Here is a 19,698-nt window from a genome sequence, read left to right on the forward strand (position 1 = left end):
TGTTTTAAGATTTGGAGAATTCTTCTATAAAATGAATGGATTGCAACTGTTTCTAACCAACTCGGAGAATACCGGGTTCTTTCGGTCAGAATTCTTTAACAAATCGCGGCTGTTTGCGTTTCGAAGCCTCTTTTTCCTTTTGCATTTCTTTCAGCTTTTTGGATTTAATCCGTGCCAGGGTGAATAACTCTTCCATATCCAGAGGACCGGGCAAAAATTCATCAGGAACCTCTACTTCATCCCGTTTCCACAATTTTCTGGCAGAATTGAGAAAACCAGACCAGATATTTTCCCCGACCTGTGGACGCGAGCGAAGCGCCTGCTTCACCATCTGGCGCTTGATGACTTCTTTAAAAACCTGAGGGGAAATTTCCCCGGACATCAGCTTTCGTTTTAATATGCGAAGACCCCTTGGGTCCAGCGCGGCACTCAACCCCTGATTCATAATCGGCTCCTTGGGATAGCTTTGACAGACAATTTTTTGGCGCATTTCGATCGAATACATTAAAATTAGCAAACATTGTGCCAACTGATTCGACTCAAAGACAAATCACCTGAACTCCAATCAAAATAAGGCTTCCAGCAATCAATGCCCTTTTATAACAACCAAACCCGAAACAATTTTCCGACGATTCCTGCCCTCTTCCTGCTCCTTTTTTTCCTGGTTGCGTTCGGGCCATCTCCCGCCTTTGGTGGCGACAAGCAATCCCGCAAGCTATGGAAATCGCTGACTTATTTAAAAAGTGTACCGGAAATTTCCTGGATTGAGGTTGACGGCAAGAACATCATCCTGGGATGGAATGGTTATCCACCCAATTTTTCCAGAATCAACAGGACCGCAGCCAAAAAGGTCAGCCGGAAAGTACGTGGAGAAATTAAAGTCTATAGCGTGAAAGAACACTTGAAGGGCTGGCGCCCTAAAAAAGACGCACTCGCACATCTGTGCCACAGTCTGGGGGAGGGAGGACGGCTGAAGTTCACCAATTGCAGATGATGGGATCTAAATTATTTTAATTTTCTTAAAAATTCAGCGAGGAATTCGGTGAGATTTTTGGTGGCGAGTCGGGATTGATTGCGCAGCGACAAGGCGTGTTTTAAATCTCCGGGATGAGTCAATACATGCCATCCCGCTTTAAGAAAGTCGGGCTCTCCAGATTCTTTGACCAGATGAGTGAGGTCCACCAGCTCCTGCTGGGCGGTATCGCTGATCGCGCGGATGGATAAAATCGACATCGCCTCGAGCCTCGCATGCTCGACCAGATCAAACGTTTCCATATCGACAGCCAACGCCTGGTGATCGCGCGCCAACGCCTGCTTGTCTTCCGGACGACTGACCACTTCATCAACTGTCATGAGGGCTCCCCGGTGCAATGCCGTGTCCGGTGGACACGACAACACCATCGCCTGTGAAACCAAGGCGGGATCCAGTGGGATAACCCTAAAAGGCTCCGACTTTTCTTCGCCAGCAGGTTCAGTCGAGTTTAACCGTAAAACACGGTCGGCGAGAACCAGGTCACCAAGTTTGAGTTCGGGGTCGGTCCCTCCTGCATAACCCACAGACAACACCAGCACCACCGGGAACTGGGCCAAAGCCTTTTTCAGAGCATCCAGAGCGCGCCCTGACCCAACACCGGTGCGCACCAGCAACAGGCCATACCCCTCCCACTCTCCTTCAAATACGGTGACCGATCTCCAGACATGCTTGCGCTCGATTTTCATGCGCTGCTTGATGCCTGCGATCTCATCCGACACCGCGGCTAAAATACAAATGAACGCTTTCATGCGGTGATTGTACTGGCTTCCAGGAAAAAATAAAATATCAATTCCCCCTCCTTAACAAAGGAGGGGGTACGGGGGAGATTGTATTAAGCACCCCTCCCATACCCTCCCCTTAAAAGGGGAGGGAAGCCAGAAAGAACTTTTTTCAAGGAATCTCCAAGTTCCCCGCTTGTACAACTTATGTAACAGCCCCCCTTCGACAGGCTCAGGGTGACATTTTTTGCCCACTCAAACAAAAAACCATAATAATTTTCACTAAACTGACCTAAACATGATAGGGTCATCCACCCTAAAGAAAATGGAACAACATGCCAAAACCCACGTCAAATATTCCGGTCACCGTCGGCGACCAGCTTGAAGTCGAAGTCGAGACACTCAACTCGTCAGGCGATGGTATTGCCCGCGTCGATGGATTCACCGTGTTCGTTCCACAGGGCCTGCCGGGTGACCAGTGTAAGATCGAAATAACCAAAACCGCCAACCGCTACAGCGTGGCGCGGGTTATTGAAAGAACCGCTCCGGGACCACATCGCATCGACTCTCCCTGCCCTGTTTTTCCCGAGTGTGGCGGTTGCCGTCTGCAGGATCTAAACTACGAACAGCAACTATACTTCAAAGCCGGAGTCGTAAAAGACAATCTTAAGCACATTGGAAAGATCGATTGGCCTGAGCCGATCAAAGCCATCCCGGCTATCCCGGTTTATGGCTATCGCAATAAAGGCAGCTTTGCACTGGAAGGACGAGGCAAAAACCTTGGCATAGGTTTTTTCAAAACAGGCACGCATGAAGTGGTCGACTCCGCTACATGCGACACGTTGATGGAACCGGTCAATGCCGTCAAGGAATGGCTGCGCAGTCTGATCTCCTACCATCACGTTTCGATCTACGACGAAACGAAGCACATGGGATTTTTAAGGAACCTCGTCATCCGGCATTCACCGACAACCGGGCAATCACTGGTCGGGCTGGTCACGACGCGCGGGATATTCAAGAAACGGTTTTTACCGGATCTGACCAAGGAGTCGGATTTGAAACGGCTGGGTATTGTTGGCATTCTGCAAAATTTCAATGCACAGAAAAGCAATTTCATCCTGGGTTCAAAAAGTAAACCGCTTTGGGGACGCGAATACCTCGAAGACAACCTGGTCGGTTTGAAGTTTAAAATTTCACTCGGCTCGTTCTTCCAGGTGAATCCGAACGAATCGATTAAACTTTACAAGCTGATCGAAGAATGGACCCATCTTGAAAAGGGACTGATCGTCGATGCCTACTGCGGCAATGGCGGCATCGCCCTGTGGCTGGCGCGCGCCGGCCGGAAAGTGCTTGGCATTGACGAGTTCGCACCTGCCATTGAGGATGCAAAAACAAGCGCCGGCTGGAACAAGTTAAACGAAGTCCAGTTTGAAGCGGGAACACTGGAAAGTCATTTGGAAGGTTTGAAGGAAAAGAACATCGGCACACTCATTGTCGATCCACCGCGCAAAGGGTTGTCGACCCATGTGGTCGAGACCATCCCGAAACTGAATCCGCCAAGACTGATCTACGTCTCGTGCAACCCCGCCACACTGGCACGCGATCTCGCCCTGCTGACTGATTACAGCATCAAGGACATACGCGTCATCGACATGTTCCCCCAGACACCCCATATAGAGACAGCGGTGTTGCTGGAGAAAGTTTAAATCAGCTATATTCCCAGAAATCATCTATGCATTCCGGCTGTTTTATTTTACCAGCCTTTATTTCCCAAGCCATTTTTCTGAACAATTTAAATGACTCCTCTTCCGGAAAAATCTTCAAAGCTTCTCCTGCTTCCTTAAGAGCTTTATCAATTTGCCCCGTCAGAATTTGAGCGCTCACCTGAAAAATTTTATATTCAACATCACCCTCAAAAATATTCCCGCTGGCTTCAGAAACTCGCAGAAATTCCTCAAATTTTTCCAAACTCAAACAACTGTCTAAATACAACTTCGCAATACCCTGATGATTAGGGTTTCCATCAAAAGCCTGCATGAAAAACTTGGAGGCATTTTCTTCCTCTCCCAGGTCTTGATACAATTTACCCGCCTGAAACATCGATTCCCAGTCATCTGGATGAGCTTTAATTTTCTCAATATACTGAGAAATTTCTTCAACCCGTTTTCTTTTCCCAGTCTCCATTTTTGCCCAAAAAAAGAAACTAACTCCGATAATTAAATTTACAAAAACAGGAATCACAGCCCCCAAACCCTTCTCCTGGAAAATACCTGAAAATACTATGAACAAAGACATACCAAGATACAAAAAAGCCGCTGCCTGAAGCAAAACAGGAGAAATAATACTACGTTCTGCCTCATTTCCAACAATCAGGTAATAGGACCTTCTAATTCCCCAAAAGAATACCAATCCCGCGATAATAGCTAGAAATAGAATCAAAATCCCTATAGCACTAAAAATAACATCTGACTTTTTGAAAATGAAAAATAAAAAAAACCAACACATCCATCCTGAAAAAAGTGCTAGTAAAAAAAATACTGCGGCGGCTGGGAACCTTTGCCATTTCGATATCTTTTTCATACCATCCTTATAAAACGATCAAATAATTTACTCCATCCACCAAAACCACAATCCACCGAAAATTTTAAATTATGATTTTAAAACTTCGCGTGTTTTGGGAAACGTGGAAATGGAATGACGTCGCGGATGTTTTCAACTCCGGTGGCGAACTGCACCATGCGCTCAAAACCCATCCCGAAGCCGGAATGCGGCGCAGAACCAAACCGGCGCAAATCCAGATACCACCAGTATTCTTTCGGATCAATCCCCTTCACATCGAAGCGTGACTTCAGTACTTCATAATCATCTTCCCTCTGCGAACCACCGATGATCTCGCCGAGTCTTGGCAGCAACACATCCATCGCCCGAACGGTTTTGCCGTCTTCGTTCATTTTCATATAGAACGGTTTGATCTTTTCCGGATAGTCAAAAATGATGACCGGTTTTAAAAAAATCGTTTCGGCAAGGTGCCGCTCGTGCTCCGACTGCAGATGCCCGCCCCACTCCACCGGGTACTCGAATTTATGCTTTGATTTTTTAAGCAGGTCGACAGCCTCGGTGTAGCTGATGTGTTCGAACGGTGTATCGTTCACATGCGTCAGTGTTTCGAGCAAATGTTTGTCGACGCGCTGGTTAAAAAATTCCAGGTCGTCGTGGCAATGCTCCAGCACATCATTCAAAAGATATTTGATGAACTCCTCGGCGAGGTCCATGTCGTCTTCAAGATCGTAAAACGCCATCTCCGGCTCGATCATCCAGAACTCGGACAAGTGCCGACTGGTATGGGAATTCTCCGCTCGAAAAGTCGGCCCGAAGGTGTAGATCAGTGACAGGGCCATGGCGTATATCTCGCCCTCCAACTGACCGCTCACCGTGAGCCCGGTTCTTTCGCCGAAAAAATCTTCTTTGAAATCCACCCCGTCTTCGCTGCGTGGCGGATTGTTGATGTCGAGGGTCGTTACCTGGAACATTTCCCCCGCCCCCTCGCAATCGCTTGAAGTGATGATAGGCGTGTGCAGGTAGACAAACCCCTTGTCGACAAAAAACTGGTGGACCGCATAGGCCAACCGGCTACGCACGCGCATCACCGCACCGATGGTGTTGGTTCTGGGACGCAGGTGGGCGATCTCCCGCAGGTATTCCAGGGAGTGGCGTTTTTTTTGCAGCGGATAATGTTCCGGGTCGGCCTCTCCGAAAACTGAAAGCTCCGCTGCCCGCATCTCAACCGACTGCCCCTTGCCTTCGGATTCCACCAGTTCACCGGTAATCTGGATGCAGGCCCCTGTGTGTATCCTCGATTGCTGATTCTGATAGGAGACCAGCGTATGGTCGGCGATGATCTGCAGGTTTTTCAGGCAGGACCCATCGTTCAGTTCGATAAAGGAAAACCCGCCTTTGGAGTCGCGGCGGGTGCGAACCCAACCCTGAACGGTGACACTGGGGTGTGCCCGCCCCTCGGTCAATAGTTGTTTAATCGGCGTGCGCCTTTGTTCCGTCATGAAAAATCTCCCTGGGAGGTCCGTTGAAATAGTTTGAAGCCAATCCTGAAAATATTACCTGATAAATGGCAAAATACCCCACCGAAAGGTGGTGGAAGTCCATGGAATCCGTTAGAAACCAGACCTGAAAATATTGCCTGATAAATGACAAAATGCCCCACCGAAATGTGGTGCAGGAAGCCCGTATGGAATTGAAAAACAACGATTTAGAATCGACAAACCCCTGTATTTATAAGGGTTTTGGTGGATTCCCACCCATTGACAACGGGTGGTTTTTTAGTTATCTTATCTTAGTTTACGCGCCCGTCAAATCTGAATGAACCGGTGGCCGCCGGGCAGTACAACAGGCCCCTATTTTCCCAACATTTGATGTCACTATTAGGCAATTTTCTCCAAGCGACGGCCGCTGTTCTGGGCATGGCTCTGACCGTATACGGGTGGATCGTTTTCATCCGCGTATTATTGTCCTGGGTCAATCCGGATCCTTATAACCCGATAGTTCAGTTTTTGAGCCGAGTTACCGATCCAGTATTGTATAAGATTCGGGAGAAATTGCCGATGACTGGAGTCGGGCTGGATTTTTCACCTCTGGTCCTGCTTCTCGGAATCATGTTCCTTAAGATTTTTCTGGTACAGAGTCTGATGGATTTAGCCATGCAGCTTAAAGCGATATGAAACTAACCTACCTGGACATTCTGGAGCAGGTCTTTCACGACAAGTGGAAAGGCTACGATAAAAAAGAAGTCGATACCTTCCTGCACCTTGTGGCTGAAGATTTCAAGGAGCTTCACGAGGAGTTGTCACAGCTTCGCGGAAAAGTCGAACGCCAGGAGAAAAAAATTGCCAAACTGGAATCGGCCAATGGCAACGGCGATGCAAAAAACCTGAGCCCGGAAGCACTTCGTGATAAAGCCAGACGTGTAATCCAACTGGCCCGTCAGGAAGCAGACAAACACCTCACTGAGGTGGATCGCGAGCTGACCCGGATCAAGGAAGAAGTTCAGGCACTGCGGCGCGAAAAAAAGGAATTGCTAAACGTGGTCAAAGGTGGACGGCGCGCACTGAGCCAGCAACAGGAACTCGCCGGTGCCAATACCCCCCGCAGTCATGAACCTGCCAACAGTCCTTCGTGACGGGGGCATCCAGTTCGGCATCCGCGTTCAACCCCGCTCCTCCCGAAACGAAATTTCAGGTATCCAGGGCGACCGCTTAAAAATCAAACTGACATCTCCTCCGGTTGACGGCGCGGCCAACAAATCCTGTTTAAAATTCCTGTCCAAGTATTTCGGCGTTTCCTTAAGTCGTGTTACGCTGGTCAGCGGCCAGTCGGGTCGAAACAAAACCATACATATTGAAGGATTGGACGCGGCACAATTCGATTCCCTGCTCGCCCCGATCCTGTCTTCCAACTCCAACTCGAAGTAAACAATGATTCCTACTATTGAATACATTAACGGTGTGGTGCGCATGATCGACCAGACCCGTCTTCCCAACGAAACCGAATTTGTAGATTGCACCACCCCGGAAGAGGTGGGTGTGGCCATTAAAACCATGGTGATTCGCGGCGCCCCCGCCATTGGCGTCGCTGCCGCACTCGGTGCCAGCCTGGCAGCCGACCGAATTGAAGCGGGTGACTTCGATTCTTTCTTTGATCAACTTTCTACAGACTGTGAAGCACTCGCGGCAACGCGACCGACTGCGGTCAACCTGGCGTGGGCTTTGGAACGCATGAAGCGGGTTGCCCAGGAAAATAATAATCTTTCCGTTGCAGAGCTAAAAGTCCGGTTGCGGGAAGAAGCCTGCAAGGTGCTGGAAGATGATGTCACCATCAATAAAACCATGGGGAACAACGGGCAGACTCTTTTGCAAAGCGGTCAACAGGTGTTGACACACTGCAACGCCGGCGCACTGGCAACTGCCGGATACGGCACGGCATTGGGGGTGATCCGCGCCGCGGTGGAAAACGGCAAGGATATCTCCGTGTTCGCCAATGAGACCCGCCCCTTCCTGCAGGGTGCACGGTTAACTGCCTGGGAACTCATGGAAGATAACATCCCGGTGACACTCATCACCGACAACATGTGCGGTCATTTCATGAAAGAAAAAAAGATCGACGCTGTGGTGGTAGGAGCGGACCGTATTGCTGCCAATGGCGATGTCGCCAACAAGATCGGCACGTACATGGTGGCGGTGCTGGCACAGAAAAACAACATCCCGTTTTATGTTGCCGCACCTATTTCTACGCTGGACCTTTCTCTTTCCAGTGGCGAACAGATTCCCATTGAGGAGCGCAGTGCAGAAGAAGTCGTGACCCTGGGAAAAACCCGCATCGCACCAAAAGATGTCCGCGCGGCGCATCCGGCTTTTGATGTCACACCCAATGATCTGGTCAGCGCTATCATCACCGAAAAAGGCGTGGCCAAGGCTCCATTCACCGAGTCACTGAAAGCGCTCGCCCAATCCTGATGAAAGCCATGGTGCTGGCGGCAGGATTCGGTACCCGCTTGAAACCGCTGACCCAGGTTCTCCCCAAACCCATGTTTCCCATTCTGGGAAAACCGGTGCTGGAACACACGCTGGCGCATCTGGCGCGTTTTGGTATCCGCGACATCACCGTGAACCTGCACCATCTGCCGGCTGCTGTGCAGGGTTATTTTGGCAACGGGGAAACGCTGGGCATCGAACTGCATTACTCGTACGAGCAAGAAATCCTTGGAACAGCCGGAGGGATTTTGAAGGCGCGGAAATATCTGGACGGTGGTCCCTTCATTGTGATGAACTCGGACATCATCACCGACATCGACCTCGAAAAAGTGATGGCGTTTCATCAGGCACGCGGTTCGGCCCTCACCATGGTGTTGACCGATGGGGAAGTCACCGGCATTCATGATCCTATTGAGCTGGATGAAAATGACCGCGTGGTTCACATGCCTGGCGCATCCTCAAAAAATATGCCCGACACCACACGTCCGGTTACGTTCACGGGAGTTCAGATAATTGAGCCGGAAATATTCGACCGAATCCCCGTGAATCAGTTTTGTGGCACCACCAAAGAAATTTATCCGGAGATGATAGAAGACGGTCGGCGGGTCTATGGCTACCTGCACAAGGGCTACTGGCAGGACATGGGCACGCGCGAACAGTATTTGCAGGTCCATAAAGAAATTCTGGACGGCAAGACCACCCTGCCCGCCTCGTCCTCTACCGCGTTACCGGAAGGTGCAAACATCGTCGCACCTGTCTGGATCGGGAAAGATTGCAAGATCTCCAATGCAGCCACCATCGGACCCTATGCTGTATTAGGAAAAGGTTGTGTGGTGGAGAATGGAGCAGAGATTAAAAACACAGTCTGCTGGGAGCGGGTACGTACTGGAGAAAACGCCCGAATTGAAAGCAGCGTCCTGGCAACCGGAGTTGTGGTTTTAGCGGACGCTGAAATTTCAAAAGAGTCTATCATCCCTTGATTTTTTGACCTTTTGTCTTCTCTTAATTTCAACCTTTAACATACTAGATTAATGTTTTTGGTCTCTTAAATAGGGCAATCCAAGGGTTAGACCATCTGGGGAATACTTTTTCCAAAAATGTTCAAATTCATCAGAAAACGGTGCTCGTAGGGGCAGTTCTATTTTAGAAAAACCTGAAATAGAACAAGCTGCTTTTGGCATCTCTAAAAGAATCTTTGTTCCACGGTATTTTTTATGAATCCAAAAAAAATGAATCCCCCATGGTCGCTTCATATCGGAAAATTTTTCAGTAGGAAATTTGCTTACTGGAATGTTTTCCCATTTTCCTCTCCAGTAAGATTCCATTCGAATTAAAACTATAATGGACACAGCCCTCCCATTAAGTATTCCTAACAGCGCAGCCATATCGTTTACTCGCATATCGTAAACTCCACCATCAAACTCCGTCTCCAAATTCCCCATACTTGATACTCTTTTCGTTCTTTCTTGCAAAAATAAAGGAGCGTTTTTTGAGACAAAAACAATGCGAAAATTAGTTCGACTATAAAAAATATTCTCTTTCAAAGGCGTTTCCCAATGGAGACCATTTATCACTTCATCATGATACTTTTGATGAAAAATTTTGTCTTCAGATGAATTTTTGCTAAAACCCAATCCGCAATCTGCACATCGCATTCTTAATTCCTCGATTATTTTTATTGTACTTGCATAATAGATTTTCAAATATTCCAAACAAATCACATCAGTATATATTTGATTTGATCATAAAGATTATTTACAAGGAGTGAACTGTTTTATATTGCACCCCTCAATATGCTTGGTATTCCGTGTCGCAATAGCATCACCCAGTTTTTTTGCTATGGATGCGGTCATGATATCAACTTGATGATTTCGAGTTTCGTTTGGGCAATTCTAACTCTACGCCATGCTTTGCACCGAAATATTGTTCGGCAAGGCCCAGAATATTCAAAGATTCGGCACATTCTGACGATGAGGCTTTTTGCAAAACTTGACGGACATAAGCTTCAAGTGAAACCCCCGCCTGTGCCGCCTGGGCTTGTAGTCTCTTCCTGGTGTTTTCAGGTAAATCGCGAATAGTGATATTGGCCAAAAAAAATCTCCTTAATAAATTATTGTATTTAATAATATCATTGTTGTCGGTTTACCAAGAGCTCACCTGATCCCTATAAATAATGCAAGAAATTTGGAAGCCCCCCTTCGACAGGCTCAGGGTGACATATTGGGCGCTAAACTGTAATTCTGAACGGAATGTAATGAAGTGAAGAATCTAGCCTTTGCTTTTTGCTCCCCCTTCTCCGAAGGGGGCTGGGAGGCATCTTCCACCAGTCTTTCTTCAAGAGTTACTTCATGGTTTTGTGCCGGGCATAGAATCGATCAAGCCCCCTGCTTCGCGTCCCCCTTCGGAGAAGGGGGAATATAATGGTTCCCCTTTCATTCCAAAAAGCCCACCCCGATACAAAAAAAGCCCGCAAGCCGAAGCCTGCGGGCTTTTGAATTCTAAAACCAATTACATCAATTTGTGGTTCGACAGGGTCATGGAATCAACGGACACCCAGTCATTCTCAGTATGGATGATCCGGCGCATTTCCGGAAGATCGAGGTCCCCCACGCGAGTGTACTGGTCGGTATAGCTTTCGACATCTTTCAACGCTTTGGTTTCAACATTGAAATAGTACACGGTATAGCTTTTGGTGAGAAACTTGCCTTCCTGATTCTTCATGCTTTCTTCTATGTTGATAGAGAATGCCATGCGCGGAGTCTGACGGTTGATCTGTTGAATACGACCGTCCTTGATCCTGTAGTAGGAGCTCATGCCGTCCCCGCCCATAACCACTTTGCGGCCCAGGGGATGGGTCCCGTCATCGCCAAACACAATCTTGTGTTTTCCGTCTGATTCTTCGAAAGAACGTGGACCACGGTGCATGGCAATTGATGCGAGGTTTTCTGTTAAATACGCTTTTGCTTTTTCATCGTCGATAGAGGTTTCAATTTCCTTTGGCCCCTTGACCGTCACGGTGCCCTTAAAATCCTGACCGTTCAGGTTGACGTTGATATCGGCCGTGAACCCGCCAAAGCCGGCGGTCCATCTGGCGGTATTGCCGAAAACTTCCTCCATCGCCGCGCGAGCCTGCGGGTCGTCCTCCAACGTTGTGGCGACATCTGCCTCTTTTTCATAAGTTGCCATGAATGTGCTCCTTCACTCGTATAAGTATTTAAGAAGAATGAAAAATTCCTCTTTTAATTAAATAATTCCGCCAGGTGCGTTTAAGGTTTATACAATAACTCGACCTTGGCTTTTTTACGCATCACATTGATGTGGCTGGATACGATTTTCTTTGCCTCTTCCGTAAACAGGTGATTCTGAACCGAGCCTTTGACCTCTTCAAACTTGGCCATTTCAGACGGCTTGGTTTCGTTTAATTTGATCACATGGAAACCGTAGGGGGATTCCACCACCGGGCTCACTTCGCCGGGCTTTAACTTTGCCACCGCGGCATCGTATTGTTTGTCCAACATTCCCTTGTAGACAAAACCGAGATCGCCGCCTTTTTCAGCACTGCCTGCATCTTCCGAATATTTTTTGGCAAGCTCAGAGAAATCACCGCCGGCCTTTAGTTCTTTCATCACTTTATCCATTCGGACTTTGGCTTCATCGCGCAATTTTTCAGCATTGGCCTTCAATTCATCTCTTTTCATTTTCATACGTTTTTCGGCTGGAACGTAGGCAATGAAAATATGCTGGGAACGGTAGGATTCCGGCCGCTTGAAGCGGGCCTTGTTCTCATCGTAAAAGTTTTTCACCTGAGTATCCGTGATTTTCACCAAACCCTGAACCTTGGATTCCAGAAATTTGCGCGCCATGAGATCCATTTCGATGGAATGCCTTAGAATCTTTTCATCGATACCGCGGGCATCCAACGCACTCTTCCAGGCCTTCTCAGTCGAGAATTGCTTACGCAGAACATCGTAAGATTCATCTACTTCCTTTTTATCAAAGGTGGTTCCTGCTTCCTTAGCATTCTGGAAAACCATTTCGCGGGTGATCTCACTATCGATAATTTTTGCCACCAGCAGTTTTTCCTGCTTGTCATCCAAAGGGTTTGGATTGCTTCGGATAACCCGGTTGAATTCAAAATTAACATGGTGGGACGGCACATCAACGCCGTTGACCTTGGCGACGACTTCCGGAAGGTTGAGCCGCTTGGCCGGCCCCGAAACTGTGTACGTTCTGTCAGCAAATGCCGGAGAACCTGTAAACAACACCATTCCAGCCACAAGCCAGAAGGAAAGAATCAGGGTTATTGGGGTGTGTGCTTTAAATTTCATAATTTGCTTTTCCGAGATTAGGGTTATAGGGATTCAAGGTAATCTATCAGGTTTCTGATTTCTTCATCGGTCAGGAAAATCTGTTTTCCAATTACCGTTGCCATGAAACTTTCGCGAGGTCCGGGCTTCCTTCCCCGGTATTCAAAAAAACGCCGGTTGATATCCTGCACATCCGCTCCGTTTTCTTCCCAAACAGCCTTGGGATCTTTCAGCCAACGGGTCAACCATTCACGGCTGTGGCGATTTTTCACTCCTTTGAGTCCGGGGCATATAGGCTTGAATACCGTTCCCGGATTTTCTATTCGATGACAGAGCTTGCATTTCTTTTCGCTGAACAATTTCTGACCGATGGCAGGGTCGGCTTGCGCCGGTGTGACCCCGATCAGAAATGAAAGCACGATCGTGTATTTTACCACTAAAGATAAGCGAGGCATAGCCGGGTGAATTACCGCGAATTGTGGAGGAGGATAGCCCCCTTTTACCAGGGAAGAACCCATCACTAGGTATTTTTGAGTTATCTGGAAAAAGGCTAACATCTTGAAGGGTTGGTTGCAAACAACTCCCCGGGTTCTGGATGGAAAATCAACCCCCTACCGAGGCTCTGAAATGTTCCCGGTCTGGAGAGTATTCAGGAAAACGCCCAGCGGGGATACGTTTGACTCGCCAAAGCCCGTGTGGGACAATCCGACGCCCATGCCAAAAGCCCTTATGTTTGAATCTGATAGCCTCCGATCACTCCGGTTTTTACCGGGGCTCTGCCTGTTTGCCTCGGGTGCCGCCAGCCTGACCTATGAGTTGGTCTGGATCCGCCAGTTGTCACTGGTCTTTGGCGGAACCCTATATGCCATCTCCACAGTGTTGTGCGCTTTTATGACGGGACTCGCTTTGGGCTCCTGGCTGGTTTCCCTTTGGTTGAAACGGAGCCAACCCCGAAACCTGTTTCTGTTATATGGAACACTGGAAGCCCTGATCGGGATTTACGGCCTTGTCTTCCCCTGGTTGCTGGAAGCCACCACCCCCCTGTACCCATTATTGGTCTCAATCGCGGGCGAGGGACCCGGCCTCTACTTTCTGGAATTTTTATGGGGCACACTGTTAATGCTCCCATCAACTTTTCTGATGGGTGCCACGCTACCCGTGCTGGGAACCTGGTCAGTAGGGCAACGCACCGATTCGATTCTGTCTAATGTCTCCTGGCTATATGGGATGAATACCGCCGGAGCCGTAGCGGGTTGTCTCTTCACCCAGTTTCTCACCATAAAGTGGCTGGGGATCGCAGGAGCCAATCTGGTCGCGGTCATTTTGAACGGGCTCGTATTTTTATTGTGTCGACTGTTCAATCCTTCGAACGAAAGTTCTGACCCACCAAAAAAACCTGCCCGGCAAAGCCAGGATATTTCTGTCACCCCAAAAGCCAGTTGGTGCCTGCTCGGGTTATTTGCCTTCTCGGGGCTGGTGGCGTTATCGGCCGAAATATTGTGGACCCGTGTCCTGGTCATTCCCCTGGGATCTTCTCTTTATTCTTTTGCGTTGATTCTGGCGGCTTTTCTTTTTGGTATCGCTTTTGGAAGTCTTGTTGCGGATCGTTTATTTAAAAATCATTCCCGGATCAAAACCTTTTTAATTCTTGAAGGGAGTCTTGGCCTTCTCGGGCTCCTGATGATTCCCCTGTTTGACCAGATCACTCCCCTCACCTCCTGGCTGGATGCCCATTTCTATGACACTGGAAATACTGCATTCAAGACCCTGACCCTTCGTTCAGCAGTTGCCTTCCTGCTCATGTTTCCCCCCGCATTTGGTTTCGGTCTGATCTTTCCAATTGCAAACCAGATCCACCTGTCGTTGTTTGAAAACGTCTCCACCACCATGGGCGGAAGTTATGCGGTGAATACCATCGGGTCGATCCTCGGCACCGTCCTCACGCCTTTCGTATTTATTCCGCTCTGGGGAATCGAACGGTCTCTTTTCATTTTATTCGGTAGCCTGCTTCTGATGACCTGCCTGATTGTGCTGTTCATTCCGGAATTTAAAAAAAGAGCGCGGACCGTTCCTGCATTCGCAATCATTGTTATTGCTCTGGGATTCTGGATTATCAAACCCGGCATTGCTACCGACCAGCTGGGCAAAAATAACCTCTCTCGAATTGATCATGGCAGTTCATCTCGCGAATTAAAGCTGGTGGACTACCTGGAAGGAGATTTTTCGACCCTGAGCGTTGTTGAGGATAAGAAGAAAAAAACCCGAACCCTGTTCGTCAACGGATTCAGCACCGCCACCGTATCCGAACAATTTGGCGGCACCTCTTATATGCAGGCTATGGGGTTTGTTCCCATGATGCTGCACCCGAAGCCAAAGGATGCATTGGTTATTTGCTTCGGGACTGGCAATACAATCGGGACGGTAGCCTCGTTTCCCGAGGTTCAGGTCGATGGTGTGGAAATCGACCGCAACGTTTTGTCAATGGCGCACTGGTTTTCCGAATGGAATGGGGATGTTCGCAACAAAAGCAATGTCAATTTTTACATACAGGACGGACGGCAGTTCGTCCAATGGAGCGAAAAAAAATATGACGTTATCACTCTCGAACCCATGCATCCAGCCCATGCAGGAGTGGCGCATTTGTATTCCAGTGAATTTTATGAACAGGCCCGGGGCCGTCTGAATCCTGGCGGAATCATGATGCAATGGTTGCCATTGCACCTGTTAAACAGTGAAGATTCCCTGGCGGTTTTAAAAACCTTTAAACAATCGTTTCCGCACACCACACTCTGGAACAGTTACCTGACACGGATCGTCTTGCTTGTTGGTTCCGATCAACCCTTAAAACTGGATCCACAAAACTTTTTGAACCGTATGCAGAACCCTGATGTTGGGCGGGCCGGAGGAGAAATAGGAGTGAGGTCGTTTCTGGATTTCCTCGATTTTTATATCACCGATGCCGACTACCTAAATCCTATTTTGGAAGGCTCCAGCTTAATCACGGACAACCGTCCCATACTTGAGCATTCGGCAGTCAATCTCCTGCCACCTTTCGCCAGAGAAACAGATGAAACGTTTCTCAATTTTCTATTGGGAAGAATCGGGAAGTTTCCGAATGTAATCGGATTAACCTCGAACAACAAAACTCTTTTAAGGTCTGAGTTTGAAAAACGAACGGCCCAGCGATTATCTGTTTTTTCGCAACGGTATCAGGGACCCGGTACCCAGGCGTTTCAATCAAAAAGCTACAGTGAAGGCCTGCAAGCTGTTTCTGATTTTATGGAGAAAAAGAGTGGGAAATGGATCGGGCTTTCAGATGCCGGGTGGAAAGAAAAGGGTGTTGGCGGAGATGGATAACGAATCAGCGGCGTTTTTTGTATTTCTTTTTTGCAGCAACCCCGCTGAACATATCGCGGATAATGTTATAAACAAACAAAAATACGAACAACAGAACCAAGCCTATCCCAAAATAAAGTACCGACCCGAAAAACGCACCTGAAGCCTTGCCCTTGTCAAAACCGAACACATTATCCACCTCGGCTTTAAAAGAATTGACATAGCCCATGACCCAATCACTTACCCGGTTCCAGGTATCGCTGGCTGTATCAGAAGCCCCTGACAACTTATCTTTTGCTTTTTTGGAAGCATCACTCTGGTTGTCTTCACCAGAACTTGTCGCCTGAGCAATCTGCACTACAGGTTCACCATATGCAAACGGGGCATATAAAGGGGCCGACCAGATAATGCCCGTCAGGAGGCTAATCATCAAAATGGATAAAGGTGATCGTGTCAATGCTCCCCCAGAATAAAAAACGATAACTCATAAAACATTCATATTATATTGTGGACCCGGACAGACCCTTATGTCCACTACATAATGATATCTTGAATTCTAGCGAACGATTCTGTTTTTTTTATACTTTCCTGAGTCTCCTCGTTGAGACCATTGCCAAAAATATCCAGGTACTCAAGGCCGGTGAGGGTCATGGACTCGCTGAGAGCTTGTGCTCCTTCCGGCCCAATCTGGTTTTGAGCCAGGTCGAGTCGTTTTAACTCGGACAAATACAACGACTCGGACAAGGCCCGCGCCCCTTCAGCTCCCACTTTATTTTTCCAAAGGTTGAGCCGCTTGAGTCGTGAAAAGTTTGCCGAGCTGGCCAGTATCCTGGCTCCCTCGTCTCCAATTGTGTTTCGGTGCAAATGCAAATCTTCCAACTGTGTCAGAACCCGTGATTCGGCCAAAGCCCGTAAACCATCGTCGGTGATCTCATTTCTCTCAAGATTGAGTTCACGGACATTTTTCAACTCCTCCTGCTCCGCCAGAAAACGCAAGCCCTCATCACCTATATATTTAATATGCAGGTCCAGGACGGTCCCGTCCTCGCTCAAACATTGTTTCACCAGCACTTCTATCGGCTGATCGTTAAACGGTTGGTTCATGATTTACCTTTTCGTTTGGGTTGTTTCTTTTCCAGAACTTCAAGACGGTCACGAAACGATTTATTTTCTTTCAGGACACCATCGAGTTCCTCACGCAACTCTTTTAGTTCCGCTGGTTTTTTAGCGGAAGCCAGCAGGGCCTGAACAGCGTCTCCGGCCCTTCGACATAACCGACCATCAGCCTCGTTGGATTCCACTTCGCGGAGTATTGGCAAAGCGGATAAGTCATCCATCATTTGTAAAGCCTGAATAGCCCACAATTTTCCTCGGAAAACAGCTGCCGGGGTTCCCCGCTTTTCCCGGGCAAAGCGACGGAAACAATCCAACGCTTCAGATTTTAATTGTGAATGGGTTTTCGCAAGCTTTGCCATGGCCATCATGGCCGCCGCACGACTCATTTTTGCCGCCCCGTAGTCCGCGTGTGCTACAAGCATCTGCCAGCAGTCTGGATCTTCAAGGGCTCCCAAAGCTGACAGGGCTGCAGACTGGGCCATATCGTTGTGCGAAGGGCGAGACAATCCTTCTTCAATAAATTCCCTCAAAGTCGGGTCTTTCATTTTTCCCAAAGATCGATACGCCTCAGCCTCTACACGGTACGAAGGATCCTCAGTCGCCTTTTTTAGAGCTTTCACCACCTTCGGGTCATCGCGAAAATTGCCCAGGGCGCGCACAATACCATGGCGGATTTTGGGAGACGTCGATTTTAATCCACGCAGCAAACCATCTCGCGCCGCATCTCCTCCGATTTTTGCCAACGCGGCAGCAATCCGGCATCCAACACCCCAGAAAGATTCCCGCCGTAGCCTGTCGGACAACAGGCTCACATCTTCATTCGACGGACTACGTGTCAGGGTCTCTGCAGCCTGGATTCTTCCTATGGGGTCCTCATCCCGCTTAAGCTGTTCGCGCACCATGGGCCGAGGACAATCCAGCTTCACCTTTTTACAGGGAACCGTATAGTCAGGATCCAGCCTGAAATAAAGCGGCTTCCGTTTTAGTTTGAATAAAAACTTTTCTTCTTTTCTGGTGATGCTGATGGGAATCCTTTCCTCACCCCGTTGGGTGTAAAAAGCCACCTCAAGGTCAAGATTGAAAAGTAAGGATTCGTTTTTCTTATCACTCCTCTGGGTCTGCCGTACATCGACAGTTGCCATTGATGTAGCAGAATCCCAGGCAAACTTTATCTCAAGTACAGGGTAGCCCCCACGATGGATCCATTGACCACGCCAGTCATCATAATTACGATGGGTGGCCTCTTCCAGGCAGCGGAACAGATCGACCGTCTCTACCAGTCCAAACTCGTGGCGCTTGAGGTAAAGGGAGAGAGCCTCTCTGAATTTGGGCTCCGTTACTCTGGTCTTCAGATGATGTAAACGCACCGCCCCACCGGGATAAAGATGCGCGTCGAATAAATCAATGGGTTCTTTATATATATGGGTGACGATCGGGCGACGGTATTTATTATCCTCGGCAAAATATGTTTCGGCATCCTCAAGAAGCTGGTAGCGAAACTCCTCCTCCCCCTTCGATTCGCGAGTGTAAAGCGCATCAAAATAGGTTGCGAACGATTCATGTAACCAGGCATGCGCCCAGCTCCTCGCCGTCAGTACATTACCGAACCAGGTATGAGCCGCCTCGTGCGCGACCAGTCCATCGGAATCAATATCGAGCGCGGCGCGGTCGTCATGTAAAGTGAGGTCAGTCTGGGTGGTGACGGTGAAGTTTTCCATGCCTCCAAAAATAAATTCCGGGACGGCAATCTGCGTGTAATGGGGATAAGGGTAGCGGTATCCCGTGTAGTTGGAAAAAAACTTCACCATGCGACCGGTATCCTTGAAAGCGTTGCGGCCTTCCTTCTCTCGACCAGGCTGCACATACCAGATGATATCCACTCCATCCTGTTTTTTCTTAAATTCTGAAAATTCTCCGGCAACTATTGAAAGCAGATAGGTTGAATAGGGCTTTTCCATTTTGTAATGAAAAAAGGATTCTTTGGCGGTTTTCTTTTTCTTCAACAAGCGACCATTGGAAAGACCAAACATGCCCGGAGGCAAGTGCAGCATCACTTCTGTTGTCTGCTTGAAGTTGGGCTGGTCGAAACAGGGAAAATAATACTTGGAATCTTCATCCTGCCCCTGCGACCAAACGGTTTTAAACCGATCAGGGTAAAAAGGATCCGCTTTTGTAAAGTAAATACCGGCCACTGGACGGGTCACAGAATGCTGGATTTCAATGTCAAGGCGATCGCCTTTTTTTACCGATGCTGGTAATGGTATTAGAAGATGTTGATCCGTATTTTCAAACTCAACCTTCCGACCGCGCACCCGGACCCGTTCAACCTCAAGCTGCATGGCATCTAATCGCAACTCCCTTGTTTCAGGGTCCTGGACCTCAATTTTGTGGGTAGTGGTGCCCCAAACTCGCTCCTGCTCCCAGTCAAAGCTTAGATCAAGCTTAAGGTGTACCGGACGCAAAGGTACATCCGGGGCATAGTGGGGCTTTGCATCAGCACCCGCGAAGGCCTGTCGATCAAGCAGCCCCCAGTGCTCGGAATGCCCTTCAAGATAATGAAATTTGCAGATTTTTGTACCGGTCACTGGACTCTATTACTTTTAGTTCGGGAAGTGTAAAATGGATTGAGAGAATGTCTCAAATAA

Annotated in this window: 20 protein-coding genes; 8 read left to right on the forward strand and 12 right to left on the reverse strand. The window is 48.4% G+C overall.

Translation table 11 applies throughout. From position 1 onward, the window contains the following. Positions 1–85 precede the first annotated feature (85 nt). Complete coding sequence (locus G3M70_01360) at positions 86–445, reverse strand: hypothetical protein (protein ID QPJ60604.1); 360 nt, start codon at positions 443–445, stop codon at positions 86–88. A 144-nt stretch (positions 446–589) separates the two neighbouring features. On the opposite strand from G3M70_01360, the gene G3M70_01365 reads away from it, so the two are divergent. Beyond that, positions 590–994 (forward strand): hypothetical protein, encoded by a 405-nt coding sequence (locus tag G3M70_01365; GenBank protein QPJ60605.1) that lies wholly within the window; start codon positions 590–592, stop codon positions 992–994. A gap of 11 nt (positions 995–1,005) precedes the next feature. On the opposite strand, the gene G3M70_01370 is transcribed toward G3M70_01365, so the two are convergent. Next, positions 1,006–1,782 carry a hypothetical protein gene (locus G3M70_01370; protein QPJ60606.1) on the reverse strand — a complete coding sequence of 259 codons (777 nt, stop codon included), beginning with the start codon at positions 1,780–1,782 and terminating at the stop codon, positions 1,006–1,008. Between the two features lie 305 nt (positions 1,783–2,087). On the opposite strand from G3M70_01370, the gene rlmD reads away from it, so the two are divergent. Beyond that, positions 2,088–3,458, forward strand: coding sequence for a 23S rRNA (uracil(1939)-C(5))-methyltransferase RlmD (rlmD, locus tag G3M70_01375; GenBank protein QPJ60607.1), 1,371 nt, complete (start codon positions 2,088–2,090; stop codon positions 3,456–3,458). 1 nt (position 3,459) lies between these two features. Here rlmD and G3M70_01380 read toward each other — a convergent pair whose 3' ends face one another. Further along, a complete protein-coding gene (locus tag G3M70_01380) occupies positions 3,460–4,332 on the reverse strand; it encodes a hypothetical protein (GenBank protein ID QPJ60608.1) in 873 nt (290 codons plus the stop codon). A 77-nt stretch (positions 4,333–4,409) separates the two neighbouring features. Beyond that, positions 4,410–5,810: an asparagine--tRNA ligase gene (gene asnS, locus G3M70_01385; protein QPJ60609.1), complete on the reverse strand. Its 1,401-nt coding sequence runs from the start codon at positions 5,808–5,810 to the stop codon at positions 4,410–4,412. A 369-nt stretch (positions 5,811–6,179) separates the two neighbouring features. Here asnS and G3M70_01390 point away from each other — a divergent pair, with 369 nt between their 5' ends. From G3M70_01390 to G3M70_01410, 5 genes are read left to right on the forward strand one after another with little or no spacing between them, the layout of a single operon-like run. After that, on the forward strand, positions 6,180–6,485 hold the full coding sequence (locus tag G3M70_01390) for a YggT family protein (GenBank protein QPJ60610.1): 306 nt from the start codon (positions 6,180–6,182) through the stop codon (positions 6,483–6,485). Further along, on the forward strand, positions 6,482–6,943 hold the full coding sequence (locus tag G3M70_01395) for a DivIVA domain-containing protein (GenBank protein QPJ60611.1): 462 nt from the start codon (positions 6,482–6,484) through the stop codon (positions 6,941–6,943). The genes G3M70_01390 and G3M70_01395 overlap by 4 nt, the downstream gene beginning before the upstream one ends. Further along, positions 6,924–7,235 carry a YggU family protein gene (locus G3M70_01400; protein ID QPJ63671.1) on the forward strand — a complete coding sequence of 104 codons (312 nt, stop codon included), beginning with the start codon at positions 6,924–6,926 and terminating at the stop codon, positions 7,233–7,235. The genes G3M70_01395 and G3M70_01400 overlap by 20 nt, the downstream gene beginning before the upstream one ends. Before the next feature lie 3 nt (positions 7,236–7,238). Next, complete coding sequence (mtnA, locus tag G3M70_01405; GenBank protein QPJ60612.1) at positions 7,239–8,276, forward strand: S-methyl-5-thioribose-1-phosphate isomerase; 1,038 nt, start codon at positions 7,239–7,241, stop codon at positions 8,274–8,276. Then, on the forward strand, positions 8,276–9,274 hold the full coding sequence (locus G3M70_01410; GenBank protein QPJ60613.1) for an NDP-sugar synthase: 999 nt from the start codon (positions 8,276–8,278) through the stop codon (positions 9,272–9,274). Before mtnA ends, G3M70_01410 begins: the two co-directional genes overlap by 1 nt. 48 nt (positions 9,275–9,322) lie before the next feature. On the opposite strand, the gene G3M70_01415 is transcribed toward G3M70_01410, so the two are convergent. The 5 genes from G3M70_01415 to G3M70_01435 all read right to left on the reverse strand — a co-directional run bounded on the left by G3M70_01415 (position 9,323) and on the right by G3M70_01435 (position 13,056). After that, positions 9,323–9,949 (reverse strand): hypothetical protein, encoded by a 627-nt coding sequence (locus G3M70_01415; protein QPJ60614.1) that lies wholly within the window; start codon positions 9,947–9,949, stop codon positions 9,323–9,325. Positions 9,950–10,151: 202 nt separating this feature from the next. Continuing rightward, positions 10,152–10,385: a hypothetical protein gene (locus G3M70_01420; GenBank protein ID QPJ60615.1), complete on the reverse strand. Its 234-nt coding sequence runs from the start codon at positions 10,383–10,385 to the stop codon at positions 10,152–10,154. Positions 10,386–10,802: 417 nt separating this feature from the next. Continuing rightward, positions 10,803–11,480 (reverse strand): DUF3386 family protein, encoded by a 678-nt coding sequence (locus tag G3M70_01425; protein ID QPJ60616.1) that lies wholly within the window; start codon positions 11,478–11,480, stop codon positions 10,803–10,805. 80 nt (positions 11,481–11,560) lie between these two features. Then, complete coding sequence (locus tag G3M70_01430; GenBank protein ID QPJ60617.1) at positions 11,561–12,622, reverse strand: hypothetical protein; 1,062 nt, start codon at positions 12,620–12,622, stop codon at positions 11,561–11,563. A gap of 23 nt (positions 12,623–12,645) precedes the next feature. Further along, a complete protein-coding gene (locus G3M70_01435; GenBank protein QPJ60618.1) occupies positions 12,646–13,056 on the reverse strand; it encodes a cytochrome c in 411 nt (136 codons plus the stop codon). A gap of 274 nt (positions 13,057–13,330) precedes the next feature. Between G3M70_01435 and G3M70_01440 the strand changes: the two genes are divergently transcribed. After that, positions 13,331–15,958: a spermine synthase gene (locus G3M70_01440; protein ID QPJ63672.1), complete on the forward strand. Its 2,628-nt coding sequence runs from the start codon at positions 13,331–13,333 to the stop codon at positions 15,956–15,958. Positions 15,959–15,962: 4 nt separating this feature from the next. Here G3M70_01440 and G3M70_01445 read toward each other — a convergent pair whose 3' ends face one another. The 3 genes from G3M70_01445 to G3M70_01455 all read right to left on the reverse strand — a co-directional run bounded on the left by G3M70_01445 (position 15,963) and on the right by G3M70_01455 (position 19,638). Then, positions 15,963–16,394, reverse strand: coding sequence for a hypothetical protein (locus tag G3M70_01445; protein QPJ60619.1), 432 nt, complete (start codon positions 16,392–16,394; stop codon positions 15,963–15,965). Between the two features lie 77 nt (positions 16,395–16,471). Beyond that, entirely contained in the window at positions 16,472–17,041 is a 570-nt protein-coding gene (locus G3M70_01450) for a hypothetical protein (protein ID QPJ60620.1), read from the reverse strand. Then, positions 17,038–19,638, reverse strand: a complete 2,601-nt coding sequence (locus tag G3M70_01455; GenBank protein QPJ60621.1) for a M1 family metallopeptidase — start codon at positions 19,636–19,638, stop codon at positions 17,038–17,040. Before G3M70_01455 ends, G3M70_01450 begins: the two co-directional genes overlap by 4 nt. Positions 19,639–19,698 lie beyond the last annotated feature (60 nt).

Origin of the sequence: Candidatus Nitronauta litoralis, assembly GCA_015698285.1 — a bacterium.
GTDB classification, from domain to species: domain Bacteria; phylum Nitrospinota; class Nitrospinia; order Nitrospinales; family Nitrospinaceae; genus Nitronauta; species Nitronauta litoralis.